Annotated in this window: 20 protein-coding genes; 18 read left to right on the top strand and 2 right to left on the bottom strand. The window is 35.5% G+C overall.

From position 1 onward, the window contains the following. Positions 1-22: 22 nt before the first annotated feature. Positions 23-1,267, bottom strand: a complete 1,245-nt coding sequence (locus JN09_RS00645; protein WP_204431868.1) for a 6-phosphofructokinase — start codon at positions 1,265-1,267, stop codon at positions 23-25. A gap of 153 nt (positions 1,268-1,420) precedes the next feature. Between JN09_RS00645 and pfkA the strand changes: the two genes are divergently transcribed. The 16 genes from pfkA to gcvPB all read left to right on the top strand — a co-directional run bounded on the left by pfkA (position 1,421) and on the right by gcvPB (position 19,737). Beyond that, entirely contained in the window at positions 1,421-2,374 is a 954-nt protein-coding gene (gene pfkA, locus JN09_RS00640) for a 6-phosphofructokinase (RefSeq protein ID WP_235985142.1), read from the top strand. A gap of 146 nt (positions 2,375-2,520) precedes the next feature. Next, on the top strand, positions 2,521-4,221 hold the full coding sequence (locus JN09_RS00635; protein WP_204431867.1) for a Na/Pi cotransporter family protein: 1,701 nt from the start codon (positions 2,521-2,523) through the stop codon (positions 4,219-4,221). Positions 4,222-4,284: 63 nt separating this feature from the next. Beyond that, entirely contained in the window at positions 4,285-6,249 is a 1,965-nt protein-coding gene (uvrB, locus tag JN09_RS00630; protein WP_204431866.1) for an excinuclease ABC subunit UvrB, read from the top strand. Between the two features lie 2 nt (positions 6,250-6,251). After that, positions 6,252-8,003, top strand: coding sequence for a M3 family oligoendopeptidase (locus tag JN09_RS00625; RefSeq protein WP_204431865.1), 1,752 nt, complete (start codon positions 6,252-6,254; stop codon positions 8,001-8,003). Between the two features lie 101 nt (positions 8,004-8,104). Next, positions 8,105-8,803 carry a YveK family protein gene (locus JN09_RS00620; RefSeq protein WP_204431864.1) on the top strand — a complete coding sequence of 233 codons (699 nt, stop codon included), beginning with the start codon at positions 8,105-8,107 and terminating at the stop codon, positions 8,801-8,803. Between the two features lies 1 nt (position 8,804). After that, on the top strand, positions 8,805-9,503 hold the full coding sequence (locus JN09_RS00615) for a CpsD/CapB family tyrosine-protein kinase (protein WP_204431863.1): 699 nt from the start codon (positions 8,805-8,807) through the stop codon (positions 9,501-9,503). Then, entirely contained in the window at positions 9,496-10,191 is a 696-nt protein-coding gene (locus tag JN09_RS00610) for a CpsB/CapC family capsule biosynthesis tyrosine phosphatase (protein WP_204431862.1), read from the top strand. The genes JN09_RS00615 and JN09_RS00610 overlap by 8 nt, the downstream gene beginning before the upstream one ends. A 40-nt stretch (positions 10,192-10,231) precedes the next feature. Beyond that, a complete protein-coding gene (locus JN09_RS00605; RefSeq protein WP_204431861.1) occupies positions 10,232-11,458 on the top strand; it encodes a pyridoxal phosphate-dependent aminotransferase in 1,227 nt (408 codons plus the stop codon). A gap of 113 nt (positions 11,459-11,571) precedes the next feature. Next, positions 11,572-12,462 (top strand): phosphogluconate dehydrogenase (NAD(+)-dependent, decarboxylating), encoded by an 891-nt coding sequence (gene gnd / locus JN09_RS00600; protein WP_204431860.1) that lies wholly within the window; start codon positions 11,572-11,574, stop codon positions 12,460-12,462. Further along, complete coding sequence (zwf, locus tag JN09_RS00595; protein WP_204431859.1) at positions 12,459-13,829, top strand: glucose-6-phosphate dehydrogenase; 1,371 nt, start codon at positions 12,459-12,461, stop codon at positions 13,827-13,829. Before gnd ends, zwf begins: the two co-directional genes overlap by 4 nt. Beyond that, positions 13,829-14,449: a cyclase family protein gene (locus tag JN09_RS00590; protein ID WP_204431858.1), complete on the top strand. Its 621-nt coding sequence runs from the start codon at positions 13,829-13,831 to the stop codon at positions 14,447-14,449. The genes zwf and JN09_RS00590 overlap by 1 nt, the downstream gene beginning before the upstream one ends. Positions 14,450-14,536: 87 nt before the next feature. Continuing rightward, the gene (gene lplA, locus JN09_RS00585; protein ID WP_204431857.1) at positions 14,537-15,505 is read left to right on the top strand and encodes a lipoate--protein ligase; all 969 of its coding nucleotides are present in this window, start codon (positions 14,537-14,539) and stop codon (positions 15,503-15,505) included. Position 15,506: 1 nt separating this feature from the next. Further along, positions 15,507-16,592, top strand: coding sequence for a glycine cleavage system aminomethyltransferase GcvT (gene gcvT, locus JN09_RS00580; RefSeq protein WP_204431856.1), 1,086 nt, complete (start codon positions 15,507-15,509; stop codon positions 16,590-16,592). Positions 16,593-16,594: 2 nt separating this feature from the next. Then, positions 16,595-16,972 carry a glycine cleavage system protein GcvH gene (gene gcvH / locus JN09_RS00575; protein ID WP_204431855.1) on the top strand — a complete coding sequence of 126 codons (378 nt, stop codon included), beginning with the start codon at positions 16,595-16,597 and terminating at the stop codon, positions 16,970-16,972. Between the two features lie 3 nt (positions 16,973-16,975). Beyond that, complete coding sequence (gcvPA, locus tag JN09_RS00570; protein ID WP_204431854.1) at positions 16,976-18,289, top strand: aminomethyl-transferring glycine dehydrogenase subunit GcvPA; 1,314 nt, start codon at positions 16,976-16,978, stop codon at positions 18,287-18,289. After that, a complete protein-coding gene (gene gcvPB / locus JN09_RS00565; RefSeq protein ID WP_204431853.1) occupies positions 18,286-19,737 on the top strand; it encodes an aminomethyl-transferring glycine dehydrogenase subunit GcvPB in 1,452 nt (483 codons plus the stop codon). The genes gcvPA and gcvPB overlap by 4 nt, the downstream gene beginning before the upstream one ends. A 38-nt stretch (positions 19,738-19,775) precedes the next feature. Here the strand turns inward: gcvPB and ald are convergent, their stop codons facing one another. Continuing rightward, positions 19,776-20,855 (bottom strand): alanine dehydrogenase, encoded by a 1,080-nt coding sequence (gene ald, locus JN09_RS00560; RefSeq protein WP_204431852.1) that lies wholly within the window; start codon positions 20,853-20,855, stop codon positions 19,776-19,778. 103 nt (positions 20,856-20,958) lie between these two features. On the opposite strand from ald, the gene JN09_RS00555 reads away from it, so the two are divergent. Together JN09_RS00555 and gdhA are read left to right on the top strand one after the other, a co-directional pair. Beyond that, positions 20,959-21,804 carry a glycosyl hydrolase 53 family protein gene (locus JN09_RS00555; RefSeq protein ID WP_204431851.1) on the top strand — a complete coding sequence of 282 codons (846 nt, stop codon included), beginning with the start codon at positions 20,959-20,961 and terminating at the stop codon, positions 21,802-21,804. Between the two features lie 154 nt (positions 21,805-21,958). Then, entirely contained in the window at positions 21,959-23,299 is a 1,341-nt protein-coding gene (gene gdhA / locus JN09_RS00550; protein ID WP_204431850.1) for an NADP-specific glutamate dehydrogenase, read from the top strand. Positions 23,300-23,469 lie beyond the last annotated feature (170 nt).

The raw sequence follows: 23,469 nt of genomic DNA, 5'->3' as shown, positions 1-23,469 counted from the left end.
CCTATTATTAAAGTTATTTCAGTTATTTTTTTTCAACAAACACTTTTTTAAGTTTTGCGAAACGTGGAAGACCGTCTTCAAGTGGTGCTTTGTCATCGCCTTGAATTAATGGCAATGCGTAGTCAACAAATTCTTGAGTTAAGCCTTGGCCGTTTGGTAAAATCCATTCAGCTGGGACTTTCTTCTCAGTGTTTGCTGCCTTAGATAATGAAACAAGTTTGTATTTGATCTTGTATGGGTTTGAAGATACTCTTTCGAATCCAACCATTTTGTCAGTTGTTCCGTTAACAGCAGCTCTAACTGCTTTAACCCCAGCCATAAACGCTTCTTTAACGTCTACTTTTGAAGCTAAGTGTGCAGCACTTCTTTGTAATAATGAGAACTCGATAGAACGAACTTTAACATTGAGTTTTTCTTTGATTTGATCAGCTAAAATCGAAGCAGTTCCACCTAATTGTGCATGTCCAAATGAGTCAGTTGATAGACTTGAGTAATGTTCTGGAACATACTTGCCATCTTTGTCTTTAATACCTTCTGATACAACAACGATGACTTTACCTTTAGCTTTTAAAGTGTTTTCAACGTCAACGAAGAATTGGTCGTAATCAAATACGATTTCTGGTAGGTAGATTAAATCAGGGCCTTGGCCTTTAGATTTAGCAAGTTGAGCAGCAGCAGTTAACCAACCAGCGTTTCTTCCCATCACTTCAACTACAGTAACCATTGGTGTGTTGTATACTGTTGCGTCATGGTATAACTCCATCATAGTGGTTGCTACATATTTAGCAGCTGAACCATAACCTGGGCAGTGGTCAGTACCAGTTAAGTCATTATCGATTGTTTTTGGAACACCCATAACATTGCAATCCCAACCAGCATTCTTGAAGTATTTGCTGATCTTGTTGCATGTATCCATTGAGTCATTACCACCGTTATAGAAGAAGTAACGAATGTTGTATTTCTTGAATACTTCAAGTAATCTTTCATAGTCACTTGGATCTTTTTTAAGTGGTTTTAGTTTGTATCTTACAGATCCAATTGCTGAACTTGGTGTGTTTTTTAGTAATTCCAATTCTTTGATATCTTCTTTGGAAATATCATAGAATTCTTCATCTAAAATCCCTTTAATACCGTGGGCAGCACCATATACTGCAGTAATGTTTTCTTGTTTTAAAGCTTCTAAAAATACACCGGCAGCACTTGCGTTAATAACGCTTGTTGGACCACCTGATTGCCCTAAAATAGCAGCGCCTTTTAAATTTTTCATATATATACGCATCCTTTCATATTCTTTCGAGTACATTTTATCATATTAGATTGAAAATACTTATAAGAAATCGCTTTCTCATTTTAGAATGTAAAAAATGGTTAAAATCCATTTAAATTACATGATATAATGAAGTCGATTTGAGGTGAGGATATGAAAATAGCTGTATTGACCTCCGGGGGAGATGCACCTGGAATGAATCCTGCAATTAGAGCTGTTGTAAGAGCTGGCTTAAACTCTGGACATGAAGTCTATGGAGTTATGGATGGTTACTCAGGTCTGGTTGAAGGTAACTTTGAAAAGATGTCTAGAAAGAGCGTTTCTGAGATTCTTCAAAAGGGCGGAACAATTCTAGGAACAGCAAGAATGAAGGATTTTCACAACAAAGACGTAAGACAAATTGCCATTGATAACATGAGAAAAATAGGTATTGAATGCCTAGTAGTTATTGGTGGAGATGGTACTTATCGTGGGGCTCAAGCACTTACTGAAATGGGTTTTCCAGTGATTGGCATTCCTGGAACCATCGACAATGATTTAGCAGGAACAGATTTTACAATCGGATTCCATACCGCCTTGGACACCATCGTTGAAGCGATTGACAAACTAAGAGACACGGCTTCCTCTCATCAAAGATGTTCGATTGTTGAGACCATGGGGAGAAACTGTGGAGATTTAGCCATCATGGCTGGTTTGAGTTGTGGGGCAGAGTTCATTATCACACAAGAACATAAACTTAATAAAAATGACTTAATCGAAAAATTAAAAGTCCATAAGAGCGAAGGCAGAAGAAATGCCATCATCGTGATTACGGAAAATATTACTAATGTACATGAACTTGCAGATGAAATCACTGAAAAAAGTGGTTTTGCGTGTAGAGCCACTGTCTTAGGCTATGTTCAAAGAGGGGGATCACCATCCGCTGAAGATAGAATCCTAGCAGGTAGAATGGGTTCTTTTGCAATCGATTTAATTAATAATCAAACATTTGGCGTCGCCATTGGCGTTATGAACTCGAAGATGATTTATTTACCATTTGAAGAAGTATTCCAAATGAAAAACGAATCAATGGAAGAGTTGTATCAACTAGTAAGTAAATTATCTTAAGTGAAAAACAATATTTTTAAGGTGACTATATGATTCTAATTTTGACTCATAGTATGAACTTAATCATTTGTTCAAGAGAATCCTAATAAAGGTGCTATTTTAGCATCTTTTTTTGTGGGTTTATTAAGTAAAGGAGATTAATTAACATGAGTGAAACTACTAGAAATATCCTCTATATATTAGGGGGGCTTGGGTTATTCCTATATGGGATGGAACTGATGAGCGACTCTTTGAAGCGCTCAGCCGGGAATAAGATGAGATCAATCATTGAAAAAACGACCAATACGCCAATTAAAGCTATCATAATGGGTGTTTTATTAACAGTAATTATGCAAAGTTCTTCAGCAACAACTGTGTTGGTTATCGGATTAGTTACCGCAGGATTAATGACGCTTAAGCAATCAGTTGGTGTCATATTTGGCGCAAACATCGGGACGACCGTAACATCTATTATCATCGGTTTACCCATAGCAGATTATGCTCTATTGATGATCTTCGTTTCTGTGGTTATGCTATTCTTCTTTAAAAGGAAAATCATTAGAAATATAGGGTCAGTTATTCTCGGACTAGGGCTGATTTTCTTCGGACTTGAAGTCATGTCTGATGGGTTAAAATCAGTGGTGAATAATCCTTATGTACAAGATTTATTCATGTTATTCTCAGACACCTCTAACCGCGCATTCTGGTTATTTGGTGTAACATTTGGGACTTTATTTACAGCTTTTATCCAAAGTTCATCAGCATCAATCGGTATTATTCAAAAGCTTTACCATATGAATGCGACAACAGGCATCGCTACCTTCTCATTAATTGGTGCACTACCTCTAATCTTAGGTGCTAATATCGGAACAACCATTACAAGCGTAATGGCTTCTATAAATGGATCTATTGAATCAAGAAGATTATCTGCAATACACATTATGTTTAATGTACTGGGAACCGTCATCTTTTTGATTCTATTATGGCCATATTATCATGTGGTGTCTTGGGTGGAAAGCACATTCTTAACACAGTACTCAATGGCTACTTTAGCATTCGCTCACATTCTCATGAATGTTGTTACTACAGTCATTCTATTCTTCTTCATGGACAAACTAATCGATTTATCATCTTGGTTAATCAAAGAGAAGAAACGCTCAGATGAACTTGAAGTGATCTTTAATGAATCACTCTTACAAGAAACGCCTTCATTAGCGCTTTATTATGTTAAAAAAGGGATTAATAAGATGGGATCAATTGCACGAGATTATTTTTTCCTTACGAGACAATATAGTTTTGAAAACTCTTCTGAAAGTTTAAATAGAGCAGAAAAGTATGAACACACCTTAGATGATTATGACAAGAGACTTCACGATTACATGATCAATCTAGTTAGAAAAAACGAACTTTCTTTCAAAGACTCAAATAGACTATCGAGAGACCTAGACACCATTAGAGACTTCGAACGTATTGGAGACCATTTAACTAACCTTATAGGATTTTTCAAAAATCGATATGAGGAAAATCAGGTACTATCTGAAGGTGGTATTGAGGACTTAAGACATTATTATAAAGTTTTAGAAGAGATGTTTGATATGACGATGGCATCATTTGTTTATAATGATGTTAAGAAAGCTAAACTTGCGATTGAGTATGAGACAGTCACAGATAAACTTGAAGAAAAATTCAGACTAAACTACGTTGAAAGACTTAAAAATGGTGAATTAAACTTTACTTCCAAAACCAATTACGTAGAAATATTATCCAATATGGAACGTATTGGAGACCATTTAAAAAACATCGCAGAGAACATTATTAACCCTTCTCGTGTATCTAGATTAGATGATGAAGAAGTTACGTTCAAATAAGCACGATTTCCGTGCTTTTTTGTTCTCTATTATGTATAATAGATACTAAAAGGAAGTGATACTATGTCAAAGTTTAAATTGGTTGCGCCATATCAACCGATGGGAGACCAAATTGAAGCCATTGATACACTAACTAATAACTTTGCTAATGGAATGAAACAACAAGTTTTACGTGGTGCTACTGGGACCGGTAAAACTTTTACCATTTCTAATATCATCGAAAAAATGGGTAAAAAGACCCTTGTTTTAGCACATAACAAAACCTTAGCCGGCCAATTATATAGTGAACTTAAAGCTTTCTTTCCTGAAAACAGAGTAGAGTACTTTATATCCTATTATGATTACTATCAACCAGAAGCTTATGTGGTTACATCCGACACCTATATTGAAAAAGATGCTTCCATCAATGATGAAATTGATGAGATGAGGCATAGCGCTACCGCCTCTTTGTTGGAACGAGACGATGTGATCGTTGTTGCCTCAGTATCTTGTATATACGGTATCGGGGATCCTGATGATTACAAAAACTCGATTATGTTCTTAAGAACTGGCGACCAAATCAAAAGAAATTACATTCTTAATAAACTAGTAGAACTGACTTATCAACGTAATGACATAGATTTTCACCGTGGGACATTTAGAGTTAGAGGCGATTCAATTGAAGTAATTCCTTCCAATGCTAGAGAAACAGGAATTAGAATTGAATTGTTTGGTGATGAAATCGACCGCATCAAACGATTTGATGTATTGACAGGACAGACGCTTGAGGTTCTAGATTATATTACGATATTCCCAGCTACCCACTTCATGACCAATAAAGAGAAACTAAAAGAATCTATAAGAAGAATAAAAAATGAACTTCAAGAACGCATTTTGTATTTTCAAGATGAAGAAAAACCCCTTGAAGCCGAACGTATTCAAATGCGAACCAAATACGACATAGAGATGCTTGAAGAAATTGGTGTATGTCCTGGTGTTGAAAACTATTCAAGACATCTGTCTTTGAAAGAAGCTGGAGAGACACCTTCCACACTAATTGATTTCTTTAACAAAGATTTCTTACTCATCATCGATGAATCTCACGTGACAGTCAGTCAAGTTAGAGGAATGTATAACGGAGATAGATCACGTAAACAAACGTTAGTAGATTTTGGATTTAGATTACCTAGTGCCCTAGATAATAGACCCCTTAAATTTGATGAGTTCGAAGACCGATTAGATAATGTAATATACTTATCAGCAACGCCTGGGGATTACGAACTTTCGAGAGGTCTTCCAATTGTTGAACAAATTATTAGACCAACCTATTTAATTGATCCAGAAATTGAAGTGCGTAAATCATTTGGTCAAATCGATGATCTATATGCAGAAATTATTAAACGTATTGAAAAAAACGAACGTGTTTTGGTTACAACCTTAACGATTAGAATGAGTGAAGACTTAACGGCATACTTTAAAAAGTTAGGTCTCAAAGTAGCTTATCTCCACTCAGAGATTAAGTCACTAGAACGTATCATTATTTTAAGAGATTTACGGTTGGGAAAATACGACGTCTTAATCGGAATTAACTTGTTAAGAGAAGGATTGGACCTACCGGAAGTATCCTTGGTTGCGATACTAGATGCGGATAAACAAGGGTTCTTAAGGAGTGAGAGAAGCTTAATTCAAACGATTGGTAGAGCCGCGAGAAATGAAAACGGACATGTCATCATGTACGCAGATAGTATCTCAGATGCAATGGAAAAAGCCATTGGCGAAACCTATCGAAGACGTCAAATTCAATTGGAATTTAATGCCAAATACAATGTTAAGCCAGTAACAGTTAAGAAAGACATTCGTGCGGATATCTCGATGAAACAAGAATTTGAAGAAGACAAACCTAAGAAGAAATATACTCAAAAAGATCTTGATAGAACCATCGCCCGTATTGAACGTGAAATGAAACAAGCAGCTAAAGAATTAGACTTTGAGCTAGCCACAGAACTTAGAGATCAGTTATTTGAACTGAAAGCAGAAAGAGGACATTAATTATGAATTGGAATTTAGATGATTTATACAAAGGCTTTGATGAAAGCTATTTAAAAGACATTAAGAAGGCTGAAAGCCTATTAGAGGATTACAAGAAGTTAGTAGAGTCCATGGATCAATATTCAACACTTGAGTTTTTGGAAGCCTACTTACTTAAACAAGAAGAGATTGAACTGATTGCACATAGTTTGTATGCTTTTGCCAGCCTAACTACATCCACGGATGTTACTAATCAAGAAGCACTTGGGTATTTATCCAAACTTCAACAACTTTTCTCATCCGTTACAAAAGAAAACGTCATGATTTCAAGATGGATTAAAGACGTTGATTTAGACGCACTCGGACATCAAAGCGACTTAATCAAACAATATCACTACGTTCTTTCCCTTGAACAAAAAGCTTCTAAACATTTATTATCTGAAAAAGAAGAAGTCTTATATGCTAAATTAAGACAAGTAGCTTCTGGACAATGGGGTCAACTTCAAAGCTTGTTAACGGCTAACTTACCTGTGGAACTCAATGGAAAAACCATCACACTAAGTGAAGTCAGAAACCTTGCATATGAAGCCGATAGTGTTATAAGAAAACAAGCCTATGAAGCTGAACTTAAGGCATATGAACCAATTGCGGATGCAGTTGCAATGAGCCTATCTAACATCAAACGTGAAGTGACAATGATGAATGAACTAAGAGGGTATGAAAGTGCCTTACAAAAAACCCTTGATTCATCACATATGGAAAAAGAAACCCTTGATGCCATGATTGAAGCAATGTTGGATTATCGTCCTTATTTTGCAAACTATTTGAAAGAAAAAGCCCTATACCTTGGTCATAAAAATGGGTTACCTTTTTACGATTTATTTGCCCCAATTGGTAATTTAAATCAAACATATACATTTGAACAAGCACAACAAACTGTCCTAGATGCATTCTATGGTTTTTCTCCTAAATTAGGCGATTTTGCAAAAAGAGCATTCGATAACAGTTGGCTAGATGCATTCCCTAAAAAAGGGAAGAGAGGTGGCGCTTTCTGTTCAAACCAACCTCAAATCAAACAATCAAGATTCTTGTTAAACTTTACAGGATCATTATCCGATGTATCCACACTTGCGCATGAACTAGGTCATGGCTATCACGGAGATGTTATCTCAAATGAGGCCCCACTTAACTGGAGTTATCCAATGCCTCTTGCTGAAACGGCTTCGATTTTCTGTGAAACCATTGTTATGAATAAGCTTTATAACGCATTGGATAAAGATGAAGAAAAACTATCCGTTTTAGAAATCTCTTTACAAGGTGACACTCAAGTCATAATTGACATTCTATCTAGGTATATGTTTGAATCCAAACTATTCGAGAATTCAACCGGACCAATCTCAAAAGATAAGATGAAGTCGTGGATGTTAGAAGCTCAAAAAGCAGCTTATCAAGATGGGCTAGATGAAAACTATTTACACCCTTATATGTGGTTAAACAAAGGTCATTATTATAGTGCAGGGTTAAACTTCTATAATTTCCCATATGCATTTGGATTATTATTCGGGAAAGGATTATATAGTCTTTATCAAAAAGACTCAGAGACTTTCTTGAAGAAGTACGATGAACTATTGGCACTTACTGGTAAGGCAAGTGTGGAAGATGCTGCACTATCAATGGGCATTAACGTTAGGGATAAATCTTTTTGGATTACTTCTTTAGAAGAAGTTAAGAAAGACATTGACAAAGTTATTGAATTGATGAAGAAAAATAAATAGGTTTTTATCGACGTTATGTTAGAAAACCTAGATTATTAAGCTTTGTCTATGCTATAATCAAGTTAGCGATAGACATTAATTAAACTTAAAGGAGATTTTTTATGGAAAATCAAGAAGAAAAAGGCATCAGTTTGTTAGATCTTTTTAATATATTGCTAAGAAACTGGTTAATAATTGGAATTACCACCGTCTTAGTAACGGTTGTCGCAGGCATTTATGCTTTTAGAATCGCAACACCAATGTATGAATCCAAATCAGATGTTATCGTCCAAGTAGAAGCAAGTACAGAACTAGGCTTTGACTATACAACAGCACTTAGATTAGTTCCATCTATTGCAGAATTTATGAAGAAAGATATCGTGTTAAATGATGTCATTAACGAACTTGATTTAGACATGACATCTAACGAGATCAGAAAAGGATTAAGCGTTACTTCTTCATCAACCACATTCTTCGTATATATTTCTTATGAATCGGTAGATCCGAATTTAGCTAAAGATATTGTTGCTCAAATCATTGAATCTGCAAGAAAAATTGCTAATACAGATGAAACATTCTCATCTTTTGAAAACAAGATCAGTAAAGCAACAACAGACCCTCAACCAGGTGTTTATGCATCACCAAATAAAACCCTATATGTAATCATTGGTTTCTTATTGGGTGGTATTATCGGGGTTGGTATCGTCTTAATTAAAGAACTTACTAATAATACATATCGTTCTAAATCAGAGCTTGAAGACGACTTTGATATTCAAGTCTTAGGCGTGATTCCTAGTTTTGAAGTTAAGGAGGAACTATAATATGAAAATTCTTGAAAAGAAATCTCAAGGGAACTATGAATACTTAGTTTCGAGAGACTCACCAAATTCCTTCGTAACAGAATCTCTTCAAAAAACGATCATCAATTTAGAGTATGCAAACATTGATGGCAAATATAAAATCATACAATTTACCTCAAGTGTTCAATCAGAAGGTAAAACAACACTTATCTCTAACTTAGCTTATTTACTAGCACAACGTGGTAAAAAAGTGTTGACTGTCGATTTAGACCTAAGAAGACCAAAACTAAACCGAGTTTATGGTGTTATCAACAAAGATGGTCTAACAGATTATCTACTTGGTAAGATTGATAAGAATAGTTTGATTAATCACTCAGAAGACAAAGTTGATTTTATTACTACCGGTGAAAAAACAACGTCAATTACCAACGTTTTACAAAGTGCAAAATTACTTGCACTATTTGAAGAACTTAAAAAGGATTACGATTATATCTTATTAGATACACCACCTGTGATTGTTGTCTCGGATGCGCTTTTTGTCAATAGAATTGCTGATGGTATTATCTTCGTAGTAGCTCATGCTAAAGCGAAGAAAGCATTGGTTAAAGAAGCAATTAGTTCATTGTCAAAGACTACGACTCCAATCATTGGATTTTGCATGACACAATACAAGGTATCACGAGGCTCTAAATACGGGTATACCTATAAATACTATGATTGATATTCACACACACATTTTGAATGATGTAGACGATGGCGCACAAGGCATTGAAGAATCAATTGAAATGTTAAAGGAACAAGAAAAACAAGGCGTAACAGATTGTATTCTAACACCACACTTTAAAAGACATGGTGAAGAAAAACAAAAATTTATTGAGAATCAGTTTTCCAAATTACTTGAAAGAACCAAACAAGAAGGTATAAATATTAACCTTTATTTGGGTAAAGAAGTATACTACAAAGAACAAATATTGGAACTTGAAGAACAACTTTGTATCAACAAAACGCCTTACGTATTAGTAGAGTTCTCTACTAGAGTTGATCCGGCTATTGATGATGCAATCTATAACTTCAAAGTTCTAAAACTCAAACCTATCATTGCCCATGTAGAAAGATATGAGTATTTGAAAAAAGACGATTACTCAAAACTTAAGAGAACTGGGGCAATGCTGCAACTCAATGCAGCAGCAATTATCGGTACAGAAGGATTTAAGAGAAAAAAACTCGCTAAATACCTTTTAAAGAATGAATTAATCGATATTATTGCATCAGATTCACACAACATGCTTAAAAGACGTCCAAATTTACTCAAAGCTTACAACATCGTAACGAAAAAGTATGGCCGTGCCTATGCAGATAAACTCTTCATTGATAATCCAAAGAAGATTATTGAAGCAATCAACCAATAAGCCAGCTATTTGCTGGCTTTTATTCTAAGGGAGATAAATTATGAATTATGCGAACGACTTCACAAAAACATTCGAGTTAGCAGATGACATTCTGTCTATTGGTGCAAAAGCCAAAAAAAGAAAAAGCGTCAATCCTGATTGTATCGATGCGACCATTGGGGCTTTGCTAGATGATTCAGGGAAACTACTAGCTTTCCAATCGATAGAAAAACAAATTAGAACAATGGACTCTACAAAACTTAGAGCCTATCCACCAGTGGATGGCGGAGAACTCTTTAAAACAGCGGTCTCAAAATGGGTTTTTGGACCATATTATGATCAGATTAATTCTCATTTTACACGCAAGGTACTAGCGACTCCGGGTGCAAGTGGCGCACTAAGTACAGTTTTAGGTAACTATGTATCTACAGGAGATTTGGTGTTACTGCCCGATATTTTCTGGAGTAATTATCAAGCGATTATTAACCAAACAGGTGCTTCATATGTCACATATCCTTTGTTTGAAGGAGCGCATTTTAACATAAAGGGGTTTATTGAAAAAGCTCAAGAAGTAGCAACCAAAACGCATAAACTTGTCGTTTTAATTAATGACCCATGTCAAAATCCAACTGGGTATTCGTTGTCAAAAGAAGAACTTAAGAAGATCATTAACGCACTTGATGAATTAGGGAAGATTGTCCCTGTAGTATTTATTTACGATATCGCATATTTGGATTATGCTGACCAATCATTTAAAGAAACTAGAGAACGTTTTAATGAATTTTTAAGTGTTCAATCCAACATGATTATTTCCGTATGTTTTTCAGCATCCAAAACTTTTGGAGTATATGGGCTTAGAGGTGGTGCACTCATCGGACTATCTCGCGATCAAAAACTTGCAGAAGAGTTTGAAAGAATTTCCTTATATAGAGCTAGAAGCACGTGGAGTTGTCCTCCAACCACACCCATTCAACTATTAAACATTTTAGATGAAAATGATCGTGTTCGTGATGCTTTTATTAATGAGTTGAATAGCGTTAGATCGCTACTAGACTCAAGAGCTGCATTATTTATCGAAGAGGCTAAAAGCATTAATCTAGTCACCTATCCTTATACACACGGATTTTTTGTTACCATTCCATGCGAAGACCCCCACAAGACCTATACTTCATTAATGGAGAAAGACATTTATGTGGTGCCATTAAATGGATCAATTAGAGTGGCACTAAGTGCACTACCTATCAAAGACATTAAAGGACTTGCGAAGAAGATCCAAGAACAGCTCTAATACTTTTTTAAGACTAAACGCCTGTTTAGTCTTATCTTTTTATAGGCAAGAAAGAAGAAACTCTTTTGTCTAAATGATATAATGAAATTAGATTACTTATAAGGAGGATTTATATGAATATTAAACTAATTGGATTAGGCAAAATGGGGTTAAACCTAGCCTTAAATATGAAAGATAATGGCCATCAAGTTGAAGCTTTTGATGTGAATGATCACATAAGAAACTTAGCTAGAAAAGAAGGCATTATCGTTAAAGATACCTTAGATGAACTGCTCATCGGCGAAGATAAAGTAGTATTTTTGATGGTTCCAGCAGGGAAAATCACAGAAGATGTCATCAATTCTGTTAAACCGTATTTATCCAAAGGAGACATTGTGATTGATGCAGGAAACTCCAACTTTAATGACTCTAAAAGACGTTATGAATCCTTGAAACAGCACGGAATTGAGTTCGTTGACTGTGGAACAAGCGGTGGCACTTATGGTGCAAGAAACGGGGCTTGTTTGATGGTTGGTGGCGAACCCAATGTGATCCATAAGTTAGACGATTTCTTTAGAAGTATCGCCATAGAAGATGGGTATATCCACGTTGGTGGACCTTCCTCTGGACATTACGTTAAAATGGTTCACAACGGCATTGAATATGGGATGATGCAAGCCATTGGTGAAGGTTATGACTTAATGAGTCAAAGTGGATTTGACATTGATTATGAGGCATTATCAAAAGTATGGAATAATGGCTCGATTATTGAATCTGCCTTAATTGGATACATCCAAAACGCTTTCAGCAAAGACCCTAAACTAGATGAAATCAGCGGTAAAGTAGATGATTCAGGCGAAGGTATGTGGATGATTGAAGAAGGACTCAAAAAGAGGGTATCCATGCCTACGATTACGGCAAGTCTATTTGCTAGATATAAATCTAAGGATGAAAACAAATTTGCCGAAAAGGTGGTTGCGGCGATGCGAAAGGAATTTGGCGGCCACGCTACCTATAAAAAATGAAAACACTAATAACAATATTTGGTTCCACAGGAGATTTAACCAGTAGAAAACTCTTACCTGCAATCGAAAAACTGCTCAAAGACCACTTATTAGATGAAGATACAAAAGTGATTGCTATTGGTAGAAGAGATTTTCAAACAGATGACTATTTGGACTATATTACCAAAACAGCCAAGACGAGTTTAGATATAGAGTACTTGAAAAGACATGTTGAGTATTTTAAACTAGAAGTCAATGAACTTAGTGATTATCAAAACCTAAAAAACTACATTGATAATCATGAAATAACCTTTGAACGTAAAATATTTTATCTAGCGGTGGGGCCAGATTTACTAAAAGAGATTGCGATCAACATTGGCGTATCTGAACTTGTGACTAAAGGTGACTTATCGAGTTCGATTACCTTTGAAAAACCATTTGGACAAGATTTAGCATCAGCGAAAGAAATCAACCAAATGTTATGGCGTTATTATGATGAAAAACAACTATACCGTATTGATCATTACCTTGGCAAAGAGATGATTCAAAACATTTTAACGGTTAGATTCGCAAACAAAATATTCGAAAACTCTTGGCATAATCACGCCATAAAAAGCGTAAAGATTATCGCTAAAGAGACAGAAACCATCTTATCACGTGCGCTTTATTATGATACTGCTGGTGCAATGAAGGATATGATTCAAAGCCACTTGCTTCAAATGTTAGCCTTGATTGCAATGGAAGTTCCTAAATCCTATCAAAGTGAAGACATCAAGGACGAGAAAGTCAAAGTCTTCAAGAAATTGAGGTATGATATTGATTCCGTTGTGCTTGGCCAGTATGAAGGCTACTTAGATGAGCCTCACATTAATAAAGACTCAAAAACAGAAACATTTGTATTCTTAAAAGCATTTTGCGATACACCAAGGTTCAAAGGTGTGCCATTTTATTTGTTAACAGGTAAAGCTTTAGAAGAAAAAGAATCTGTCATCATCATTGAATTTGAAGAAACGCCTGAACAACATAAATGGGATTTACCGCTAAAAACTAATAAATTGTACATAAAAATTGCCCCACTTGATGGTATTAGCCTTACTTTAAACTCTAAAGTTCCAGGATTGAGAAATGCCGTTGAACAAGTGGATTTAGATTACTGTATCGCATGTAATGCAGTGGGAAATATGCCAGAGGCTTATGAAAAGTTATTTCTAGATATGGCATTTGGACATAAGTCTCTATTTACAAGATGGGATGAAATTGAACTGTCTTGGAAATTCATTGACGAACTAAGAAAAGAGATTAAGGATTCAAATACCAAACTTGTTCAATATAAAAACCACCACGATCTCTATCAAACGATTAAAGCATTAACTGGGGAGGATTTCTGATGAAACTATACGATATTTCAATGGTAATTAGAGAAGATATGCCGGTATATAAAAACTATGAGTCAAAAAAACCTCGATTTGAGGTAGCTTCAAACCATGAAGAAAACGGGCATTTTGAGACGAACATTCATATGAATCTTCACACAGGTACGCACATCGATTTTAATTTGCATATGATTAAAGACGGAAGCACTTCAAGCGACATTGTGCTTTCAGATTATATTACTGAAGCCAAAGTCTTTGATTTAACACATATAGAAGACTATATCACAAAAAAAGACATTGAACACCTTTATATCAATAAAGGAGATTTCGTCTTATTTAAAACGAAAAACTCATTTGATACTGTCTTTAATCCTAATTTTATTTATGTTTCTGAAGACGCGGCCATATTTCTAGCAAACCAAAATGTAAAAGGTGTTGGAATTGATGCGCTTGGTATCGAACGAAACCAACCAGGACATAAAACACATAAAGTATTAATGGCCAAAGACATCATAATATTGGAAGGCATTGTATTAAAAGACATTACCCCAGATGAGTATACGCTAATTGCTTTGCCATTAAGATTCGAGAACAGAGATGCCTCAATGGTAAGGGCAGTACTGATTGGAAAATAAGAAACGTTAAGTTTCTTTTTTCTTTAGTCATTTTAGGATTTTATGTAAGCGTTTTATATTGTATAATATGAGCATAAGGAGACAAACATGAAGAAAGTAGATTTGACGAAATACGGCAGACAAAAAGATCCCTTTTTCTTTGCGCTTGAAACCATATTATTAGAAGATTTAGAAGACGATTTATTCTTTATTTGGCATGTCTATGGTGCGGTTATTATTGGTAAAAATCAGTTGATTGATACTGAAGTCAACCTAGAGTATGTTAAAACTCACAACATCGATATTTTTAGAAGGTTATCAGGTGGAGGAGCAGTTTATTCAGATGAAGGGTGTATCAAATATTCTTTTTTATCAAAGACACACAGTAAAGACGAATTATTCAAAATTGCTTTACACAAGATAAAAAGCGTATTTGATTCTATAGATATCCCAGTCGTTATCTCAGGAAGAAACGACATTTTATACAACGATAAAAAGTTTTCAGGAAATGCGTTTTACCGAAATGAATTTGGCTCTTGTCTTCACGGGACAATCCTATATGACACAGACTTTGAAACCCTAGTTAAGTCTATTACCCCATCCAATGAGAAACTCATAAGTAAAGGTATTGAATCAGTCAGACAAAGGGTAATCAATATGAAGGATGTCATTAATGAACCAATCGAAGCTTTTGAAAGAAGAATAGAGACAGTTCTAACTGATGATACTTACATCCTTACGGAATCTCAAGAAAAAAGGGTATTTGACTTAATGAGCCGTTTCAGTGAAGTGTCATTTATCGAAGGGTTTAATCCCCCTTACGAGTATGCTCATAAGAAAAGATTTCTAGCAGGTACTGTTGGGGTGAAAGTTTTAGTTCACAAACAAAAAATCAACGATATAGTGATATATGGAGATTTTTTCACATTAAAGGATTTAGAAGACATTAAAGCTAAACTCCTTGGGGTTATGTTTGATTTAAGATCCATTATCAATGGGTTAACAGACATTAAGATAGAAGATTACATCATCGGTTTGACTAATGATGATTTCTATACATTATTTATGGAGGAATAGGATGAAACTAAAAGTAACTTGTCTACACGATAGACACCTAGGGTTAAACGCTAAAATGACCGAGTTTGGTGGGTTTGATATGCCCGTTAGTTATAAGGGCATATTAGATGAACACAAAGCGGTTAGAGAGTCTGTGGGCGTGTTTGATTGTTCACATATGGGTGAACTATTACTCTCAGGCAAGGATTCTGTTAAGTTCTTAAACTATATGTCTACCAATGCTTTTGAAGACATGAAAGAAGAAGAACTGATGTACACCTTATTTTTAGAACCTACTGGTGGCGTGGTTGATGACCTTATGGTTTATAAGATTAATGACGAACAGTTCTTATTGGTTGTTAATGCTTCTAATACCGATAAAGACTATCAATGGTTAAAAAAACACCTAGATGGCTTTAATTGTTTATTGGAAAACGTCTCAGGCTTTTATGGACAACTTGCATTACAAGGGCCAAAATCCAAAGACATTATGGATCAAATAATCATTGGCGTCACTAAGTTAGAGTTTATGAAGTTTGGTTACTTTCTCTACAATGAAGAAGAAGTGATTATTTCAAGGAGTGGCTATACAGGCGAAGATGGTTTTGAGATATATGCCTCGAATCCAACCATTGTTAAACTCTTTGATGAACTCATCCAAATGGGTGTAGAACCTTGTGGATTAGGTGCTAGAGACACTCTTAGATTTGAAGCTGGGTTACCACTTTACGGTCATGAAATTAATGGATTTACTACCCCTCTCGAAGCACAATTAGGTTATTTCTGCAAATTCCACAAAGATTTTATTGGAAAAGAAGCACTTCTTAAACAAAAAGAAAACGGCCTTGAAAGACGATTGATGGGACTGGAACTCCTAGAAAGAAATATTGCTAGAGATGGCTATACAGTCTACAAAGACAATGAAATGGTTGGCTATATCACAACAGGCTATATGATTCCAAACACAATAAAATCATATGGTAACGTGATGTTAAACCAATCGGTTAAACTTGGAGATATCGTTCAGGTTGAAATTAGAAATAAAATGGTAAATGCGAAAATTAGAAACCGTAAATATTACGAGAAAAAGTACATTAAAGGAGAATAACAATGTCAAAAATACTAAAAGATTTACACTACACTCAAACACACGAATGGATTAAAGTTGAAGGCAATCATGCTTTGATTGGCATTACCGATTATGCTCAAGAAACACTTGGCTCAGTCGTTTTCGTTGACTTACCAAGCATTGGTGCTACTTTTGATCAAAAAGAAGCTTTTGGGGCGGTTGAATCCGTTAAAGCTGCTTCTGATTTGATGATGCCAGTATCTGGTAAAGTCATTGAAGTAAATGACACTCTACAAGACCACCCAGAACTATTAAATACAGATCCATATTCAAATTGGATTATCAAAATAGAACTGACAGATGACTCAGAGCTAAAAGCATTGTTATCTGACAAAGAATACGAAAAGAGCATTCATTAATTTATGTTTAAATACTTCCCACATACGGATAAAGACATCCAGGAAATGTTAGATAAAATCGGTGTAAACACACTCGATGATCTATTTTTGGATATTCCAAAACAATTGAAAAGACCGGACTATAAACTTGACCGCGGGCTTTCTGAAATTGAACTAAGAAATCATTTTAGTGGGCTTGCAAAAAAGAATAAAGAATTGGTTATATTTAGAGGTGCTGGGGCATATGATCACTATATTCCTTCGATTATTCCTCATATTGTAAGACGCGAGGAGTTCCTTACAGCTTATACACCCTACCAACCTGAAATCGCACAAGGGACACTTCAATACATCTTTGAGTTCCAAAGTATGATTACAGACTTAACCGGTATGGATGTAACAAACGCTTCGATGTATGATGGATCAACCGCTGCAGCAGAAGCTATGTTCATGGCTACTAGCCAAACCAAAAAACCACGAATACTTATTTCAAATACCGTATTTCCTCACGTCATTGAGGTTATTAAGACGTATGCACTTTATAGAAATATTGAAGTCGTCATGGTTAGTGAGAAAGATGGATTAACAGACTTAATGGATTTATCTACAAAGACGTTGGATTTTGCGGGCTTTATTGGACAAACTCCAAATAAATATGGGCTTGTAGAAGACTTCACAGAAGCGAGTGAATTGGTCAAAAAGGATAATGGCATTATGATTGTTTATGCAGATCCACAAGTACTTCGTGTGATTAAATCTCCACGTGAAATGGGTGCGGATATCGCTTGTGGCGATGCCCAATCATTAGGAGTTCCTCTTTCTTTTGGAGGGGCTTACTTAGGGTATCTTGCAACCACCGATAAACTGTTAAGGAAAATGCCAGGTAGGATTTGTGGCATCACCAAAGACGTAGATGGTAAAAGAGGGTTCGTATTAACCCTTCAAGCTCGTGAACAACATATTAGAAGAGAAAAGGCTAACTCGAATATTTGCTCCAACCAGTCATTAATGGCCTTATGGGTAACTGTCTACCTTTCAATCATGGGTAAGCAAGGACTTAAAGAAGTCAATGATCACTGTTTCGCCAATAGTCACTATTTAGAAAGCGAATTAATCAAGACAGGCTTATTCTCAAAGGTACACGAAGGTTTTTACATCAAGGAATTTGTTTTAAAGACAAGTTTAGACATTGATAAGCTAGAAAGTTACCTACTTAAAAAGGGGTATCTATCAGGTTTGAAGATGGATGAAGATAAGATAGCATTCTCTGTTACTGAGAAAAGAACCAAAGAAGAAATAGATACGTTTGTTTCTCTCATTAGGGGGTTTAAGGCATGACACCATATGACAAATTAATTTTTGAACTCTCTAAAGAACAAAGAATCGGAGCATCTTTAGGTCCGATTTCAAGTGAGTTCATTTTAGATAATTCAATTCCTCTATCGCTAAAACGACAAAAAGAAACCTATTTACCTGAAGTATCTGAACTGGATGTTGTAAGACACTACTCTAACGTATCTAGAAAGAACTTTGGGATTGAAACAGGGTTTTATCCACTAGGATCTTGTACTATGAAGTACAATCCAAAGATAAATGAAGAAATGTCTGATATTCCAGGCATTAAAAATATACACCCATTACAGCCTGTATCTTCGGCACAAGGTTCTCTTCAAATATATTATGAGACTGCGCAAATGCTTAGTGAGTTATCTGGAATGCATACATTCTCACTTAATCCATATGCTGGTGCACAAGGTGAACTTGCAGGATTGATGATTATGAAGGCATACCATCACAAGAAAGGTAATAAACACAAAACCAAAGTGATTGTGCCAGATTCTGCCCATGGAACTAACCCCGCTTCCGCGACTGTTGCAGGTTTTGAAATTGTTGAAGTTAAGTCCAATAAGGATGGCACAGTCAATATTAAATCTCTAAAAGAAGCGATATCAGATGATATTGCTGGAATCATGTTAACCAATCCAAATACATTAGGTATTTTTGAAAAAGACATACTAAAGGTCAAACGCCTTATCCATCAAGTGGACGGATTACTCTACTATGATGGTGCAAACCTCAATGCGTTATTAGGCTATGCTAGACCTGGCGATATGGGGTTTGACATTATCCACATCAACTTGCATAAAACCTTCTCTACGCCACATGGCGGAGGTGGACCAGGTTCTGGACCTGTTGGTGTATGTAAGAAGTTGAAAGATTTCTTACCATCTCCACTTGTCGAGAAGAAACGTAATCAGTTTGCTCTAGTTAACCCTAAGGATTCCATTGGACATGTCTCAAGTTTTTATGGAAACTTCTCGGTCATCATCAAAGCTTATAGTTATATGATGACATTGGGCAAAGAAAACTTGTCAAAGGTTGGTGCGTTATCTGTACTTAATGCGAACTACATTAAAGAATCTCTAAAAAATTATTACCATCTACCAATCAAAGGGTTATGCAAACACGAAGTAGTTTTTGATGGATTAATCGATAAATCATCAGGAGTGACCACTTTGGATGTTGCTAAAAGAATGCTTGACTTTGGGGTCCATCCACCAACGATATATTTCCCACTAGTATTCCATCAATCACTGATGATTGAACCTGTTGAAAATGAATCTAAAGAAACGCTAGATCATTTTATTGGAATCATGAAAGACATCGCATTAGAAGCTAAGACTAACCCTGATTACTTAAAGAGTGCACCCCATACGACAGTGGTTAGAAGACTTGATGAAGTTCAGGCAGCTAGAAAACCAATCGTAAAATATACAGATTTATAGATGATAAAAGCCAGCATTTTTGCTGGCTTTTATTGTTGTTATGCTCCAAATAAATGAATCAGTGCTGGATAAGTACCCAACCCATCTTTTGTATTTAGGCCAGTTAATATCACTGGGTTTTCAAGCGCTTTTTCAATGCCTTTGTTCGCAATCTCTAATCCATATTTGAGGGTTACATTACTTAAGGCAATCGAGGACGTTTTAGGCACTGCCCCCGGCATGTTTGCTACTCCATAAAATAGGACGTCTTTTACTTTATATATAGGGTCATCATGGTAAGTTACTTTTGAATGGTTAGAGATACCTCCTTGGTCGATTGCTACATCTACAATTACTGCCCCAGGTTTCATCGAATCAAGGTATTCGTCTTTAATTAATTTTGGAGTTTTATCACCCGGTAGTAGAACGGCACCAATCACAATATCACTATCAATGATTGATTTTTTCAGGTTTTCTTCATTAGAATAGAGAGTTTTTACTTTGCTGCTGTATAAATCCTCTAGTTGAGAAAGTCGTTTGACATCAAGGTCAATTACGGTTACGTCTGCCCCAATTCCTATAGCGATTTTACATGCGTTCTGACCAACCGTTCCTGCCCCAATTATCGTGATTTTGGCTTTAGGTGTCCCTGGTAACCCAGAAAGAAGAACGCCATTTCCTCCATAGAAGGATTGGCTAAACTTCGCAGCTTCTAATATAGATAAACGACCAGCAACCATGCTCATTGGTTCAAGACATGGTAAGGTGTGATTTAACTCAATGGTTTCATAGGCGATGGAAGTTACATTCTTTCGCTTTAATTCATCGTATAGTGGTTTATTCGAAGCTAAGTGTAAATATGTGTATAGAATTTGATTTTCTTTAAGTAAGTGAAACTCGGAAACTAATGGTTCTTTTACCTTAATAATCATGTCGCTTTTACTCCAAACTGTGGCAGCATCTTTGATGATTTCACAGCCAAGATTAGAATAAGCTTCATCTTTAAAACCCGAACCTAAACCAGCACCAGTCTCTATAAGCACTTTATGTCCATTTCGAACATACTCATTAGCTGCGCTAGGTGTAACGCCAACTCTAAATTCGTACTTCTTTATTTCTTTTACACATCCGACAATCATAAATTCACCTCTTTATTGTATTCTATCACATGATTCATGTGTATGCATAAAACCAGTAAGGTTTTTTTCTCTATGGTACAATAAAAAAAGAGAGGTGATTAAGATGTCACAAACACGTGCGATTTGTTATCAGGAACCTGATTTTGATCAGACAGATAAAGAAGAAATAATTGAAAACGAATTAAGAAAGGATTTAAAAGCCCTTATTGAGAATCAGTATCATCTGATTCGTTTATACGATATAACAGCGTATACCGAAACATTGTTAAAACTAATTTATCAAGAAAAGATTCCAATTAAAGTGTTATTAGGTATCTCATTTAAAGGTGAAGTAATCAATCAAAATACTTACAATAATGAAATCTTAAAAACAAAAGATATCATTTTTAATAAACGTGAAAATCAGTTGAAGGTGGAGAAGTTAATCAAACTTGCCAATGAATATGAATCGATCATATCAATGGTTTCAGTAGGTAATGAATCACAAACATCATGGACAATCCAAATGGTATCAATTCCAGAACTTACAAAGTATATCAAAATGGTTAAGAAAGAAACCAAGGCTCTAGTTACTTATTGTGAGAATGCATATTTTTGGAATACACAAGCAAGTGCTTTAGCTAAAGAGGTTGATGTTGTTGGTATTAACTTGCATCCATTCTTCCAAAATAAGCCTTTTGAAGAGGCGATTCCTTATTTGAAAGCCTTTGTTGAAGCAACTAAAGAAAACCTTGGTAAACCTGTTTTTGTTAGTGAGACGGGGTATCCTTATCAATCTGATAATCCGTCAATTATTTCTAACAAACAAATCCAAACGTCATACATTGAAGCGCTTATGAAATTTCAAAATGAGACAGATATCCAGGTATTTATCTATGAAGCATTCAAACGAAAAATACGTTATAGTTTGTTTCCACACTCACCTTACTTTGAAATATTCAACAGATAAAAAACCTAAAAGATAGCGTTTTCACAAAGAATTATCAAAAACCGTCATAAAGGCGGTTTTTATGATTTATTCACATTGACAATACATCGTCATTTCGGTTTAATATAGGTATATACTCGATTTTTTAAAAATATACTATCTGAGGGAAAAGTAAATGTTGAAGAGTCCGTACTTACAAAGAGTTTTTGATGAAGTGAGAAATAAAGATCTTAATCAACCTGAATTCATTCAAGCTGTAGAGACTTTCTTTTTATCGATGGATGAGTTAGTCATCCAAACCCCTTCAATTGAGAAAAATGCAGTTATGGAACGGTTAATTGAACCAGAACGATTCATCCAGTTTAAAGTGACTTGGGTTGATGATCAAGGATCCATAAAGATTAACAGGGGGTACCGCGTTCAGTTTAATTCACTGCTTGGACCTTTTAAGGGTGGCATTAGATTTCACCCAAGCGTTAATGAATCAACCATGAAGTTTTTAGGTTTTGAACAAACATTTAAGAATGCTTTAACGGGCTTACCACTTGGTGGGGCAAAAGGCGGAAGTGACTTTAATCCGATTGGAAAGTCGGATCAAGAGATTATGAGGTTCTGTCAAAACTACATGTTAGAACTTTATAGACATATTGGACCAAACACGGATGTGCCTGCTGGTGATATTGGTGTTGGTAATCGTGAAATAGGATACTTATATGGCATGTATAAGAAAATTCAGAATGAACACACTGGGGTTCTTACTGGAAAGGGATTGTCTTATGGAGGATCTTTAGTACGAAAAGAAGCTACTGGTTATGGATTGTGTTATTTTGTTACAGAAATGCTAAAAACTTACAGAAGAGATACAATAGAAGATAAAAAAGTAATTGTTTCAGGTTCTGGAAAAGTAGGTTATCATGCCGCTATTAAAGCCTTTGAATTAGGGGCGGTAGTTGTAGGTATGTCGGATATAAATGGCTTTATATATGACCAAAATGGACTTGATATGAAAGCAGTCAGTGATCTTTGTGTGAATGGGGATTTGACAAAGAAATATATTGAAACACATGAGTGTATATATGGCAATAACCCTAGAGATTTATGGCAACAACCATGTGAAATTGCAATGCCATGTGCGATTCAAAACGAGTTGAACTTAGAAGATGCGAAAGCACTTGTTAAAAATGGATGTTTTTTAGTTGCTGAAGGCGCAAATATGCCTTGTACTCTAGATGCGGAAAACTATTTTAGAACACAAAATATTTTGTTTGCACCGGGAAAAGCAGCCAATGCTGGTGGTGTAGCCGTTTCATTATTTGAGATGAGCCAAAATGCACAACATTACCCTTGGCGATACGATGAAGTCGATGAAAAACTAAAAGGTATTATGCGTGACATATTCATCAAATGTTACAGCGCAGCCATTAAATACAAAGACCCATACGATCTGATTAGTGGGGCTAATATCGCCTCATTCCTTAGAATATACGAAGCTATGTTGGAAGAGGGAATTGTATAAACAAGCGTGATAAAGGTATCTTTCAAGATGCCTTTATTTTTATCTATGAACCTGGAATTTTTGGTGTTTATTTCTCAATGATTAACTGTGATTATTCATTCGTTTTGTATGGTGGAAAACATGTATAGAAAAAGGTTTATTAAGGTAAGAAATGATTGATTTATAAATAG

This window comes from Paracholeplasma morum (assembly GCF_016907055.1).
Taxonomy (GTDB): Bacteria; Bacillota_I; Bacilli_A; order Acholeplasmatales; family UBA5453; genus Paracholeplasma; species Paracholeplasma morum.
This window is presented reverse-complemented; position numbering and strand designations above follow the sequence as displayed.